This is a genomic window from Petrimonas mucosa, assembly GCF_900095795.1.
Taxonomy (GTDB): domain Bacteria; phylum Bacteroidota; class Bacteroidia; order Bacteroidales; family Dysgonomonadaceae; genus Petrimonas; species Petrimonas mucosa.
Genome location: NZ_LT608328.1, coordinates 3,602,592 through 3,617,440, shown reverse-complemented (window position 1 = coordinate 3,617,440; position 14,849 = coordinate 3,602,592). Strand labels below are relative to the sequence as shown.

General features: G+C 46.9%; 8 protein-coding genes. 6 read left to right on the top strand and 2 right to left on the bottom strand.

The genetic code is table 11. From position 1 onward, the window contains the following. Nucleotides 1-10 precede the first annotated feature (10 nt). Nucleotides 11-565, bottom strand: a complete 555-nt coding sequence (locus ING2E5A_RS14455; protein WP_071138016.1) for an RNA polymerase sigma factor — start codon at nucleotides 563-565, stop codon at nucleotides 11-13. Between the two features lie 9 nt (nucleotides 566-574). After that, nucleotides 575-964, bottom strand: coding sequence for a DUF6249 domain-containing protein (locus ING2E5A_RS14450; protein ID WP_071138015.1), 390 nt, complete (start codon nucleotides 962-964; stop codon nucleotides 575-577). A gap of 235 nt (nucleotides 965-1,199) precedes the next feature. Here ING2E5A_RS14450 and ING2E5A_RS14445 point away from each other — a divergent pair, with 235 nt between their 5' ends. The 6 genes from ING2E5A_RS14445 (at nucleotide 1,200) to ING2E5A_RS14420 (ending at nucleotide 14,849) form a co-directional block, all read left to right on the top strand. Next, nucleotides 1,200-2,111, top strand: a complete 912-nt coding sequence (locus ING2E5A_RS14445) for an IS982 family transposase (protein ID WP_005842164.1) — start codon at nucleotides 1,200-1,202, stop codon at nucleotides 2,109-2,111. Nucleotides 2,112-2,220: 109 nt separating this feature from the next. Continuing rightward, complete coding sequence (locus ING2E5A_RS14440; protein ID WP_071138014.1) at nucleotides 2,221-3,483, top strand: putative DNA modification/repair radical SAM protein; 1,263 nt, start codon at nucleotides 2,221-2,223, stop codon at nucleotides 3,481-3,483. A gap of 15 nt (nucleotides 3,484-3,498) precedes the next feature. Further along, the gene (locus ING2E5A_RS14435) at nucleotides 3,499-7,434 is read left to right on the top strand and encodes a hybrid sensor histidine kinase/response regulator transcription factor (protein ID WP_071138013.1); all 3,936 of its coding nucleotides are present in this window, start codon (nucleotides 3,499-3,501) and stop codon (nucleotides 7,432-7,434) included. A 117-nt stretch (nucleotides 7,435-7,551) separates the two neighbouring features. Further along, nucleotides 7,552-10,107 carry a cellulase family glycosylhydrolase gene (locus tag ING2E5A_RS14430; RefSeq protein ID WP_071138012.1) on the top strand — a complete coding sequence of 852 codons (2,556 nt, stop codon included), beginning with the start codon at nucleotides 7,552-7,554 and terminating at the stop codon, nucleotides 10,105-10,107. A gap of 215 nt (nucleotides 10,108-10,322) precedes the next feature. Then, a complete protein-coding gene (locus ING2E5A_RS14425) occupies nucleotides 10,323-13,244 on the top strand; it encodes a SusC/RagA family TonB-linked outer membrane protein (RefSeq protein ID WP_231960480.1) in 2,922 nt (973 codons plus the stop codon). A gap of 30 nt (nucleotides 13,245-13,274) precedes the next feature. Next, nucleotides 13,275-14,849 (top strand): RagB/SusD family nutrient uptake outer membrane protein, encoded by a 1,575-nt coding sequence (locus ING2E5A_RS14420; RefSeq protein ID WP_071138010.1) that lies wholly within the window; start codon nucleotides 13,275-13,277, stop codon nucleotides 14,847-14,849.

Below are 14,849 nucleotides of genomic sequence, written 5' to 3'. Positions count from 1 at the left end.
ATTTTTATTGTCAGAAGGTTGTGACCCTTTCGTACTTTGTATACAACTCCTTGAATGACTGTCTCGCCCTGAACAGCTTCACCTTTACATTCGATTCGTTCAATCCGGTGATCCGGGCAATCTCCTTTACCGGATTATCCTCCAGGTAGTATAGGGTTAGCAGCAGTGCCTCGCCCTTCGGCATACAGTTCAACACATTGGATACCGTTTCGGTTCTTTCGGAATCAAGTATCTGCGTTTCAGTATCGAGATCCGAGAATTCCTGGACATTCATCAGCGATCTCTCCTGATCGGACGAGAGCCACAGCTTCGATTTTGAATGTGTGATGGCCGTATTGTACACGATGCGGTAAAGCCACGACGAGAATTTGCTCTCGCTCCGGAACGTGTGCAGGTTGCGGTAAACCTTTACGAAACTCTCCTGCACAACATCCTCCGCGTCGTGTACATTGCCGCAGATCCGGTGGGCAATGGTGAATGCCATGTCCTGGTAGGTTTCGACAAAGTACGCGAACGCAGAAGTATTGCCCGAAAGCACCTGTTGTACGCGCTGATTTTCGTTCATCGCAGTGAATTATTCCTGGTCTGTATCTTTCTGCTGGGTATCCCCGATCTTTTGCGTTACGAGGAAATAGCAGAGGTATCCCAATCCAAGAAAGAAAACGATGCTTGCGCCGATAATCCAGAACCCGTTATCCTGTCCTATAGCTAGGTTTTCAGAACTGAGAAAACCTACGATCACTCCAATTCCCAGTGAAATAAGCACGATTCCGTTCCTGAGTGAGACCATCCGGTTGGGATTGGCTTTCTTTTTCATCCGTTCCGGAGGAATTATCCCCTGCCGGATAAGATCCATCCTCTCCTTGTGTTCCGCCCGGATGGAGGTTAACCCCAGATACATTCCGAAACCTATGGGTAAGCCGATGGTGCAAAGAATTGCGATAACGCCGATTAAATCTTCCATAATTGCAAATTTAAAAAATGAATAATTGGTTTACCTCCATAAGACAGCGGGAAACAAGATTTGGTTACAAAAATATATATTTTTTTAATATGAATAATCTTTTGATTGTAAATCAGAATATTGACAAGTTATTAACGTGAGTTCGGGATAAGAAAATCATAAAAAAAGTTGTGATATAGGGAGATTATTTGTATATTTATAGCTGATAATCAAACAAATAACAAACATCAACCCTATGATCACAACAGACAAAGTTATTGAAATATTTTGTATTGCCGACGATTTTTGTGCAGAATATGAGAATGAAATCCGGAATCACCAACTTCAAGCAGGTGACATAACGAAAAGGAGAAACAGGAAAACGCAAATGTCCCAGAGCGAGATTATTGCCGTGATGGTCTGCTTCCACTGTGGAACCTTTCATAATTTCAAGAATTATTACCTGTTTTATATTTGCAAGCACATGAAGAGCTATTTTCCAAATGCCGTTTCCTACAACCGTTTTGTCGAGTTGCAACCCAGGGTGATTGTACCTTTCATGCTGTTGCTCAAACTCTTTGGATTTGGTGAATGCACAGGCATTACATATGTGGATAGCACTCCAATCAAAGTATGTCATAACAAGCGTATCCACTCGAATAAAGTATTCAGGGATCTGGCACAAAGAGGGAAAAGTACGATGGGCTGGTTTTTTGGATTCAAGCTTCATCTGGTCTGTAATGAAAAGGGTGAATTGCTGAATTTCTCTCTCACAAAAGGCAATGTCGACGATAGAAACCCTGACGTAATCAATGTTCTTACCAAAGATCTTTTCGGTAAACTATATGCAGACAAGGGTTACATCAGCACAAAGCTCTTCGAGATGCTGTTTGACCAGGGAGTTCATTTAGTGACCGGTATACGCTCAAATATGAAAAATTCCCTGATGTCATTCCGCGACAAGATTCTCTTACGCAAAAGATCTGTAATTGAGTCCATCAATGATGAACTGAAGAATATCTGCCAGATAGAACATTCAAGGCATCGTTCCACACATAATTTCATCATGAACATAATTGCTGCATTGGTGGCATATTGTTTCTTTCCCAAAAAGCCTTCAATCAAATTTGAAGTGGAAAAGTCAAGTCAATTAACCATTTGGGGATAATATGTTATCCCGAACTCACGTTATTAACGGGAGTCGATTTTTTAAGATTCCAGATTCGTCCGATTCGATTCAATTTACTTTCTTTGTAACGGATAATCCTTGAGCGGATATGAATGAAAAGACGTTCGAAAAACTGAAAATTCTTGCCGACGCGGCCAAATACGACGTCTCGTGCGCATCGAGCGGTACATCGCGGGGAGGAGTGAAGGGCGGCATAGGTACAGCTGCAGGCTGGGGTATCTGTCACAGTTTCACGCCCGACGGTCGATGTATCTCGCTCTTCAAGATACTGCTCACCAACCACTGTATTTACGACTGTGCCTACTGTTCCAACCGGCGGAGCAACGATGTGGTGCGTACTGCTTTCACGGCCGATGAGTTGGCCAACCTGACCATCGAGTTCTACCGGAGGAATTATATCGAAGGGCTTTTCCTCAGTTCCGGTGTAATGCGTAACCCCGATTATACGATGGAGCGGATGGTGCGTGTGGTGAAACTGTTGCGCGAAACCCACCGGTTCAACGGCTATATCCATATGAAAAGCATTCCCGGCGCGAGCCGTGAACTTGTAGCCCAGGCGGGAGTCTATGCCGACAGGATGAGCGTCAATCTCGAGATTCCGTCAGAACAGAACCTGAAACTGCTTGCCCCAGACAAAGATTACGAATCGGTTTTTGCTCCCATGCGTTTTATCCAGCAGGGGATGTTGGAAAGCGTGGAAGACCGCAAAAAATTCCGTTCGGCCCCCAAATTTGTACCGGCGGGGCAGAGTACCCAAGTGATCATCGGTGCTACCCCCGACAACGATAAGCAGATACTTTCGTTAGCTTCGGCATTATACAAACGTCCCTCTTTTAAGCGGGTCTATTATTCGGGCTATATTCCGGTAAATTCCGGGGACATCCGCTTGCCCGCACTGGCCAAACCACCATTGGTACGGGAGAACCGGCTGTACCAGGCAGATTGGCTGATGCGGTTCTATGAGTTCAAGGCAAACGAATTGGTGGATGACTCCCATCCCGATCTGGATCTGGATGTCGATCCGAAGATGGGATGGGCACTACGCCATCCCGAATTTTTCCCGATTGATGTGAACACGGCACCTTACGAGATGATCCTTCGTGTGCCGGGTATCGGTGTGAAGTCGGCTAAACTGATCGTCACTTCGCGACGATATGGCAGGCTAAGTTCCGAACAACTTAAGAAGATAGGTGTAGTGATGAAGCGTGCCCGGTATTTTATTGTGTGTCGTGAACTACCCATGCAGACCGTCAATGAACTCACGCCCCAGTATGTACGTCGTCAGATTTCACAAAAGCAGAAGAAAGCAGCGGCAGAACTGTTGCAATATTCAATCGATTGGGGGGAATAGCAGGGGTCAAAGCATATGTTACGACGATCTATATATCTTTTTCTTACGATATGTTCCTATGTGCCGGCTTTCGGTCAGAACATCAATTATCAGATTTTCGAGAATATCCATTTAGGGTCCGAGGCGTCTGTCGTGAACAGTTTTATTCAGGACCGGCAGGGAATGATATGGATAGGTACGGATAAGGGGTTGTTTAGTTACGACGGGTATTCAGTGCAACCTCATTTTTCCTACGGGGAACGGAGTAATAGCTGGATCTATTGTGGAATGACCGTTGGGGAAAACTACCTGTACCTTGGATCGGATAACGGATTACTGATCTATAACTATCGTACGGACAGATATGAGAACCCTGGCATCACCTTCCCTACGGATATCCGTGCAATGGTATGCCGTGATAAGGTGTTATGGATCGGTACGCTTAACGGATTGTATACCTATGATTTCGAATCGGAGCGTTTGGAGAGGATCAATAGAACTACACACAAAGGCCTGACACATGAAACGATCTACTCTCTTATCCATTCGACGGATGATCGCATATATATCGGAACCTACGACGGACTGTCATGTTATCTGCCGGAAAAGAATACTTTCGAAACCATTTCCCTTCCCGGTGCCGTCAATAAAAGTAATCTGTTCGTAAACTCATTGTTGGAAGATACCGTGAGGAATTGTATCTGGATCGGTACGGAAGGGAATCTGTTCAGGTATGACCCTTCATCGAAGAAAGTGGGGCAATTAACCTTCTTCCATGAAAATTCGGTCAAAACATTGGCGTTGGATCAACAACAAAATTTGTTGGCGGGAACGGATAACGGACTTTATATCTATCAGGCGGAAGGAGAGTTTCAGCATGTGGTCCACGATTCCCGTAACAGTTCTTCGTTATCAAATAATATCGTATGGACCATTTTTACAGACAAGGAAAAAAACATTTGGTTAGGAACAGATTACGGTATTTCGCTCTCCCGTTTCAATAATGGTTTCCAGTATGTGCCGATTTCACAGATCACCGGTACGGGAGAGGGCAATCACTTTTATTCTCTTTTTAAAGATTCCCACGGATATTACTGGTTTGGAGGTACTAACGGGTTGATCCGTTCCCGGTCTGTTTCCGGACAGGATGCCCGGGCAATCTGGTATAAAATGGGAAACAGACGCGCTCCGCTGTCGCATAACCGTGTACGGAATATTTATGAGGATAAGGACCGGAACCTATGGATCGCCACGGACGGCAGTATCAATCGATACGACTATGCGACGGAACAATTTGTCCATTACAATATAGTAGACAGTACCGGAACATATAATTGTAACTGGGCCTATTACCTGTTTGAAGACAACGACGGTTATCTGTGGATCGCCAGTTTCCTGGGCGGTATATTTGTCGTCGACAAACAAAAATTGATGAAAGCCTATGGAGGAAAAAGTTACGTAGCCGACTACCATTACTCTGTAGACAACGGATTGCCGGGCATGTTTGTCAATCAACTGATTCCCGATCATGAAGGGAATATCTGGATGTTACTGTACAATAACGGAGTGACAAAAATCAATACCCGTACCCGCAGGATTACCCGGATCCCGGTTGACGATATTCCAGGCAGTAACAGCCTTAACTATATTCTATGTGATGGTTCGGGAGTTATCTGGGCCGGATTTCGTCGTGGAGTGATGCGTTTTATGCCGGGAAGTGTGAAACCGGATATCGTTTTACTGGAAAATTTAGGACAAAGCGAAATATTATCAATGATCGAAGTGGAACAGGATATATGGGTATCTACTACTGATGGTTTGTGGACTGTCCACAAAGAGACGATGGATGCACGTCACTTCCATGTGATGGATAAGGCTTTTACAAGTCTGTATTATGACCCCGGGGACCGGTTGGTCTATATGGGCGGTGTTGACGGTTTGGTGATTACCTCTCCCGAAATTGCCAGAATGCACAAGGTGGAACGTCCGATAACGATTACAGCCCTGTATGTCAATAACCGTCTGGTAACACCCGAAGACGGAATCAGTGAAAACGGCATCCGTTATGCACGAAAATTTATATTCGGACATACACAGAATAACCTTTCATTCGAAATATCCGACTTGTCCTATTCGCTGGAAGAGAAACCCAAATTTATGTATAAATTGACGTCGGTAGACCAGGATTGGAATCTGCTGAAACAAAATACCAACAGGATCACCTATCATAACCTGAAATATGGGAGCTATCAGCTTTTGATCAGTGGACCTGACCCGTATGGAAAACCGTCGGATCAACCTTATACAATCGATATCCGTATCAATCCTCCCTGGTACTATACCGCATGGGCTAAAGCGGTTTATATACTTTTGACGCTAACCTTTATTTTCTGGATAATCAATTTTTTCAGAGTAAGAAACCGCCTGAAATTCGAGCGTCTTGAAAAAGAGAAAATACTGGAACAATCACAGTCGAAAATAGATTTCTTCACGCACATATCCCACGATTTTAAAACGCCTTTGAGCCTAATTGTCGCTCCGGTCAGTAAACTACTCCTCGAGGTGAAAAACCCGTCGGAGAAGAAGCAACTGGAGATAGTGCAACGCAATGCCCGGAAATTGAATTCGCTGATACATCAGGTGCTGGATTTTAACAGGATAGATGATAACGCCGGATCTGTCCTGATCCTCTCGAAAGTAGAGTTTATCTCTTTTGCCAGGAGTCTTTTGGCCGTGTATGAGGAGGAGATAACCAAAGAGAAACAAGTCGCTCTTCTTTTCGAAAGTAATCTGCCGGAACTTTATCTGGATATTGATGTGCTTAAATTCGAGTCGATCCTTGGGAATCTGTTGTCAAACGCTTTCAAATATACTTCCGAAGGGGGTGAAATAAGCCTCTCTATACATGCTTCCGATACTACCGGAGAATTGGAGATTACAGTATCCGATAACGGAATAGGGATTCCCGAAAAAGATCTTCCATACATATTCCAACGCTTTTTCCAGTCATCCGGTACATTGGGAAAGAGGGAAGGTACCGGTATCGGACTTTATCTGGTAAAGAGTTATACCGAGTTGCACGGGGGGAAAATCCGTGTGGTTTCGGAAGAAGGCCGGGGTACATCAATCACGTTGATACTTCCATTACCGTCCCGCCAGACATTGCCAGAAGCTCTTCCTCAGGAGGAGACCCGGATTGGTTCGGGAGATAAACCATTGATCCTTGTAGTGGACGATAATGCCGATATTACCGGATTTATCTGTGAAACATTACAACCCCGGTACCGTTGTAAAGTGGCCGAAAATGGTAAGGCAGGGGTAGAACTTTGTTTCGAACTCCAACCTGATCTCATTATTGCGGATGTGATGATGCCTGTAATGAACGGCCTGGAAATGTGTCAGCGGATTAAGAGACATATTCCCACATCGACCATTCCGATCATTCTGCTCACCGCCAAAAACGATAAAGAAACGGAACTCGAAAGTATTCACCTCCATATCGATGCTTTTATAGGAAAGCCTTTCGAGCCGGAGATACTACTTTCGCGGGTGGAGCAACTACTTCTCCGTAAACAGCAGATGGAAGCCAAAGCACGTATGGAGATTATTTCGGAGCCCAGGGCCATCGAGGCGGTATCGTATGACGAGAAATTCCTGTCGAAACTCATACGGATTATCGAGGACCATGTTTCCGATTCAGAGCTGAATGTAAACAGGCTCAGTGAACTATCAGGAATAAACAGTAAGCAGATCTATCGCAAAACAAAGCAACTCACCGGTATGTCGCCTGTGGAATATATCAAATCCATCAGGATGAAAAAAGCAGCCATGCTGCTCCGTCAGAAAAAATTCACGGTGGCCGAAGTGATGTATATGGTGGGATATTCCAATCACTCTTATTTCTCTAAATGCTTCCAGGCGGAGTTTGGGAAGACGCCGCGGCAGTTTATGGAAGAACACGCTGGTAACTGATCGGACAGGATGCCGGGCCATGTCCGAAATCTATCCATTTATGTCCGGGATGTGCTTTTAACCTTCTTTATACATACCTATTTTTGCCTTCATCATTGTTACTAAAAGGCAATACATATGCAAAGACGAATTTTGACCCTTATTTTCTGTTTCGTAATCTTTTTTCCTGCAACGCCAGCAAAAGAAGTCCCCTCCATATATGTTGACAAAAAAGGTGTCATGCGCTGGGAAGATACCCGGGAGGAAGCCTCTTTCTTTGGAGTTAATTATACGCTTCCGTTTGCCCATGCTTACCGGGCAATGGGATACCTGAACGTGGATCGTAAAGCGGCGATCGACAGGGATGTCTATCATTTCGCCCGGCTGGGATTCAATGCTTATCGCATTCATATCTGGGATGTGGAGATATCCGATATCAATGGGAACCTGATAGAGAACGATCATCTCGACCTGTTGGATTGGCTTATCTATAAACTCAAGGAACGGGATATCCATATTATACTCACGGCCATGACCAATTTCGGCAACGGATACCCGGAAAGGAACCAACCGACCGGTGGTTTTTCGTATGCGTATGATAAGTGCGAGATCCATACTAATCCCGAAGCCATCCGGGCACAGGAACGCTATATCGCTTCGCTGGCCATGCATGTCAATCCGTACACCGGGAAAGCATACAAGGACGACCCGTCGGTGGTCGGGTTTGAGATCAATAATGAGCCCTGCCATACAGGAACACAACAACAAACCCGTGATTACATCAACCGTATGCTCGCCGCGTTGCGCAAAACCGGGAACCGTAAACCCCTGTTTTACAACGTGAGTCATAACATGCAGCAGATTGAAGCATACTATGCCACCGGCATACAGGGAACCACCTATCAGTGGTATCCTGTCGGATTGGTGTCGGGATATGCCCGGAAGGGTAATTTTCTGCCGTATGTAGATGATTACCATATTCCCTTCAGCCATGTAAAAGGCTTTGAGAACAAGGCCCGGCTGGTGTATGAATATGATCCGGCCGATATCATGTATTCCTATATGCATCCTGCCATGGCCCGGACATTCCGTACTGCCGGCTTCCAGTGGATCACGCAGTTCGCCTATGACCCAATGGATATGGCATGGGCCAATACCGAGTATCAAACGCATTTCCTTAATCTGGCGTATACCCCACAGAAAGCTATCAGTATGAAAATTGCCGCTGAAGTGGCTTATTCCGTTCCACGCGGTCAATCCTACGGCACGTACCCTGCCGATACGCTTTTCGCAGGTTTTACAGTAAGCTATTCTCAGGATATGAGTATGATGAATACGAAAGAGAAATACTTTTATTCCAACCATACCTCCACCCCGCCTGTTGACGCCGTAACGTTGAAATCGATAGCCGGATACGGAAACTCGCCCATCGTACAATACGAAGGGACAGGCGCTTATTTTATCGACCGGTTGGAAGAGGGTGTGTGGCGGCTTGAAGTAATGCCCGACGCCGTGCCGGTAAGCGATCCGTTTGCCAAACCGTCGCTTCACAAAGAAGTGGTGACCATTGCATGGAACAATTGGGATATGACGCTCCGCCTGCCTGCGTTGCAGGATGATTTTGAAATCAGGGGGATCAACGAAGGGAACCGGTACAGTACCCAGGCTGTGGGCGGTGTTATTCCCGCTCTCGGTCCGGGTGTATATATCCTTCAACGCCAAGGGTATGTCTCCTTGCTACAGTGGGATGCCGATACCCCATGGAACAACATCAGGTTAGGGGAATATGTCGCGCCACAACCCCGCGCACAGACCTACACTGTATTCCATCAGGCCGCGGCTGTTACCGAAAGCGGCAAACCCCTGGTGATCGAAGCACAGATCGCCGGGTCGGCATTTCCCGACTCGGTATGGATATACACCGACCGTATCTCATTCTGGAGCGATAACAATCCCCGTTATCCCATGGAAAGGATACACGGCTACACTTACCGGGCCATCATACCCGGAGAAGTTGTCACACAAGGTAAATTCAGGTATACTATCATTGTTTCACGGGACGGTAACCCAACCACTTTCCCGGCCGGAATATCCGGGACTCCGCTCGATTGGGATTATGCCTCGCCTATGTATTGGGAAACCAGGGTTGTTAATGAAACAAGTGCGATATCCCTTTATAGTGCGACTCGTGAGAACAGCCGGATAGAAACATATACCATGCCTGAATGGAGCCGTGTACACCGCGAACTGATCGATACCTGCCCGGAAACGAGACCTGTGCAACGTTTTATATGCGAATCGGATGATGAGAATCCCCGTTTCTTCCTACGCAGCTATGTAAAGGAGGAAATTGCTTTACGTACAAAACGCCTGGGTAAAAGTAACACCCTTTGCGTGTCACTACAGAATGCCCCTGACAGCCTTAACATCGGTTTTGTTACGAATACCGGTTATACGTATGCCGCTAAAATAGCCGTAAATGAAAAATCCGTATACCGTATTCCCCTGTCGGAATTGCAGCAGACAGCCACGGCGTTGTTACCGCACCCTTATCCGGTGTTTCTGAAAAAATATTTTGACCCCGTCGTGCCTATCCCTTTCCGGCCTGAGGATATTGAACTACTGGAGATCTCATTCGATGGCCGGAAGAATGAGAAAGCTATTATTGAGATCGGCGATGTATGGCTTGAATAGTTCAACATGCATATTATATTTTATACTATGAAGCATTCGATGAAAAATATGAATATGCCAATGATTAAAATGTCTTGTGTCTTGTGTCTTGGCTCTTGAGTCTAATTTTTAATCAAATGAAAGATATTACTATACCATATAATGTAAACTGAATTATGAATGAGAGAAAATTATTTCACCCTATTGTTGCCGTATTCACTATAGCGGTACTGTACATGATCCTTCCCGGAGGAATTTCCTCCCTGTTCGCACAGCAGGAAGGAGGAAGACGGATCACGGGGATTGTGACCGATGAAAACAATGAACCTTTAGTCGGAGCAACGATCCTGGTGCCCGGCACTACCATCGGAACAACCGCCGGTATAAACGGAGAGTATAGCCTGACGCTTCCTGCCGGAAGCACAGGGATACAGGTCTCCTTTATCGGTTATGAGACCCAGGTCATTTCGACAGATGGTCGTGAACAGATTAATATCCAATTGCAACCCGAATCTTTTACCCTCGACAACCTTGTAGTCATCGGCTACGGAACGCAGCGTAAAAGCGACCTTACCGGATCGGTCAGCAACGTAAGCAGCAAAGATTTTAACATGGGATTGATCGGATCGCCCGAACAACTGATCAATGGTAAGGTCTCCGGCGTGCAGATCATGTCCAACAGCGGATCGCCTACGGCCGGAAGCACCATCCGTATCCGCGGAGGTGCATCACTCAACGCCAGTAACGATCCGTTGATCGTACTCGACGGGGTACCCCTGGAGAACGGGGGGATCAGCGGTAACTCCGAGAATTTCCTGAGCCTGATCAACCCTTCGGATGTCGAAAGCATGACCATACTGAAAGATGCCTCTTCCACTGCAATCTACGGTTCACGTGCATCCAACGGGGTGATCATCATCACGACTAAAAAAGGGAGTAGCGACCGATTAAAGGTGACACTTACAACCACTAACTCGGTGCAGACTAGCACCAATATGATAGATATGCTCACGCGTGACCAGTTTATTGATGTGGTCAACACGCAAGGATCGGCGGCTCAAAAAGCTTTGCTGGGCAATGATAATACCAATTGGAATGATCAAGTGTACCAGAGCGCTCTCGGTACGGACAACAACCTCAGTTTATCGGGTCTTCTAGCAAAGAATTTCCCGGCCCGCGTATCCGTAGGCTACTACAATCAAGACGGCATATTAATCACGGATAACGCGGAACGCATTACCGGTAGCGTCTCTTTATCTCCCAATTTCTTCAACGATCACTTAAGATTCAACCTCAACGCGAGAGGCTCTCGTAATAACAACCGTTTTGCCAATTCCAGTGTCATATGGAATGCCGCAACTTGGAATCCGACTATCCCCGTCTATTCGGGCAACAATACCTTCGGTGGGTATACCGAAGCCCTGGATAATGCAGGACAGTTGGTGACCGGGGGCACGATCAACCCGTTGGGAGGGCTGGAGCAGTATCATTCCACTAGTACGGTGTCTCGAGTGGTCGGTAACTTCGATGTGGATTACAAGATGCACTTTCTGCCGGAACTGAGGTTTCATTCCACCTTGGGCTACGATTATGCCAAGGGAGAGGGAGATATATACGTACCTGCTGAAGCGGCTCAATACGAGACGTCGGGAGGGCGTGATTACCATTATGGACCGCAAAAAAACTCGAACCGATTGCTGACTACTTACTTCAATTACAATAAGTACGTGGATACTTGGAAGAGCAGTGTGGATGCTACCGTGGGATATGATTATCAACACTGGAAGAGTACATCGCCTTCTTATAACGAGCTAAATGCCCTGGGAGAGGCGCAGAGTACCATCGCGGCCTCCGATCAGCGACACGTGCTTCTTTCATATTATGCTCGACTAAATTATGCTTTTGACACTCGCTACATGTTAACAGGAACCCTTCGTCGCGACGGCACCTCCCGTTTTAGCAAGGACAACCGATGGGGTACATTCCCTTCCGTGGCTCTGGCTTGGAGATTGTCGGAGGAGACTTTCCTGAAAGAGAGCGGGATGTTGAGTAACCTCATGTTGAGAGCCAGTTTCGGTATTACCGGGCAACAAGAGGGAATTGGGAACTACAACTACCTTCCGGTATACACCTATAGCCAGGATGGGGCACAGGCGCAGTTTGGTAACCAGTGGTATTATACCTACCGGCCTGAAGCGTATGTGGCCGACCTGAAGTGGGAAACGACCGCATCTTGGAACTTCGGTGTCGACTTTGGATTTCTCAGGGAGCGCTTCACCGGTAGCGTCGATTTCTATACTCGAAAAACGAAGGATCTGCTGGCGAGCGTGGCGTCGCCGGCCGGTACCAACTTCGACAAGAATATCCTAACAAACGTGGGGAACGTGGATAGCGAGGGGCTGGAGCTTACCCTGAACGCCATCCCCATACAAACCAACGATTGGTACTGGGATGTGAGCTTTAATATGACTTGGCAGAAGATGAAGGTGAAGAACCTCTCGTTGGTGGAAGGCGGTGCGGTTACCAACATAGCTGCCGGTGCTTGGATTGATGGGCAGAATGTGCAGGTATTGACCGAAGGTTATGAACCCTATATGTTCTACGTGTATCGTCAGTTGTATGACGAAGAAACAGGGAAGCCCATTGAGGGGGCGTATGCCGACCTGAATGACGACGGGGAGATAAATTCTGGAGACCTCTATCGATACAAGTCGCCCGCACCCGATTTCATCTTCGGGTTCAGCACGTCGGTGAACTATAAGAAATGGACATTGAGCACGAGCCTCAGGGCAAACGTGGGCAATTACGTGTACGACGGTATGGCGATGAATACCGGAGCTATGGGGACCATGAGTTATAACTCATATCAACTTAACAACCTGCATAGCAGTTACCTGGAAACCGGCTTCCAGAGTCGTCAGCACCTGTCTGATTACTATGTGAAGAACGGTTCGTTCCTGAAGATGGACAATTTGTCGCTCTCTTATAACTTTGGCCGTGTGGCTCCTTGGCTGAGCATGAACGCGGGTATCATGATGCAAAATGTGTTCTGTATTACAAAGTATTCGGGAGTTGATCCGGAAATACCGAGCGGTATGGACGCTTCTTTTTATCCACGTCCGCGTATTTACTCGCTCAACGTGGGATTTGAATTTTAATTTTAACCGTTAATAACAAGATATTATCCTATGAACAAGATATATTACACATTGCTACTGCTTGGCAGTATATTTTTCACGGTCTCCTGCGTGAATGATCTGGATCAATATCCGAACATCGAAACTACGTCCGCGGATGTCTATACATCGGTGGATAACTACAAGGCGGTGCTCGGCAAGATCTATGTCTCTTATGTCATAACCGGACAAGAGAAAGGGGGCGGGAATAGCGACCTCAATAGTAACTCCGGGTATGACTACATGCGCTGTTATTTTAACATGCAGGTATTAGGTACCGACGAGGCGATCTACACGTGGCAGGAAGGGGACAAAATGAACGGGCTTACTTATCTTAGCTGGGACGCAAACGACGTGTGGGTGTCCGATACTTATTACCGCATCTATTACACGATTGCGCTCTGTAATGAGTTCTTGCGAAACGCTGAAGAGGAGCATATCGAGAAATTCAGCGAGTCCGATCGGGAAGAGATACGTCGTTATCGTGCGGAAGCCCGCTTTCTCCGTGCCCTTTCTTACTACCATGCGCTAGACCTGTTTCGCGATATTCCATTCGTTACCGAGAACGACCCGGTGGGTAGTTACTTGCCGCCGCGCTATACCGCTGACCAGGTGTTTGAATATATCGAGTCGGAACTGAAGGAAGTGGAGACAGAGTTACTAGATCGTACAACCGTTGAATACGGCCGTGCTTCCAAGGAGGCCGCGTGGGCATTGATGGCGCGGCTCTACCTGAACGCGGAAGTCTACACGGGTGCTGCTCGATGGACCGACTGCATTGATTATTGCAACAAGATTATAGCTGCCGGTTACACGTTGGAGGACGATTATACCAAACTGTTTAATGCCGAAAACGATAAGCGTACAAACGAAATTATTTATGCTTTCCCAGTAGATGCAACCTATACCGCATCATGGGGGGCTACCACGTATATCATTTGCGGTGCCATAAGCAATACCTCTGATAGTCAGTTACCGGCTGATTATGGTGTGGAGTCGGGATGGGGAAGTTTCCGCTTGCGGGGCAGCTTCCCCGATCTGTTCAGTAGCGGGGATGGGCGTGCCCTCTTTTATACCGAAGGGCAAACCAAGGAGGTTGAAGTGGTGGATGACCAAGGATACGGGTACCTTTCAGAGAAATGGACTAATCTCACCGACGCGGGAGAGAGACCTTCCAATTTCAGCGACTTTAGCGTGAATACCGACTTTCCTGTGTTTCGTTTGTCGGATGTTTACCTGATGTTGGCGGAGGCCGTGGTGAAAGGGGGAGAAGGAAGTAGCCGTGGCATCGCCTTGGGGTATGTCAACCAACTGCGTGAACGTGCTTTTGGCGATAACTCGGGCAATATTACTGATGGGCAGATGACCGCCGACTTTATCCTTGACGAACGTGCCCGCGAGCTGTATTGGGAGTGTACCCGCCGTACGGACTTGGTACGGTATGGCAAATTTACCACGGCCGATTACCTGTGGGAGTGGAAAGGGGGCGTGAAGGAGGGAAAAGCGGTGGATAGTAAATACAATATCTATCCGATCCCCTCCACGGACCTGACGGCCAACCCGAACCTGTGGAACGAAAATTATTAA

Excerpts from the sequence above, each read along its gene's own strand:
- ING2E5A_RS14425 (WP_231960480.1), top strand. The coding sequence starts at position 10,323 with ATGATCCTTCCCGGAGGAATTTCCTCCCTGTTCGCACAGCAGGAAGGA.
- ING2E5A_RS14450 (WP_071138015.1), bottom strand. The coding sequence starts at position 964 with ATGGAAGATTTAATCGGCGTTATCGCAATTCTTTGCACCATCGGCTTA.
- ING2E5A_RS14435 (WP_071138013.1), top strand. The coding sequence starts at position 3,499 with ATGTTACGACGATCTATATATCTTTTTCTTACGATATGTTCCTATGTG.
- ING2E5A_RS14455 (WP_071138016.1), bottom strand. The coding sequence starts at position 565 with ATGAACGAAAATCAGCGCGTACAACAGGTGCTTTCGGGCAATACTTCT.
- ING2E5A_RS14440 (WP_071138014.1), top strand. The coding sequence starts at position 2,221 with ATGAATGAAAAGACGTTCGAAAAACTGAAAATTCTTGCCGACGCGGCC.
- ING2E5A_RS14430 (WP_071138012.1), top strand. The coding sequence starts at position 7,552 with ATGCAAAGACGAATTTTGACCCTTATTTTCTGTTTCGTAATCTTTTTT.
- ING2E5A_RS14445 (WP_005842164.1), top strand. The coding sequence starts at position 1,200 with ATGATCACAACAGACAAAGTTATTGAAATATTTTGTATTGCCGACGAT.
- ING2E5A_RS14420 (WP_071138010.1), top strand. The coding sequence starts at position 13,275 with ATGAACAAGATATATTACACATTGCTACTGCTTGGCAGTATATTTTTC.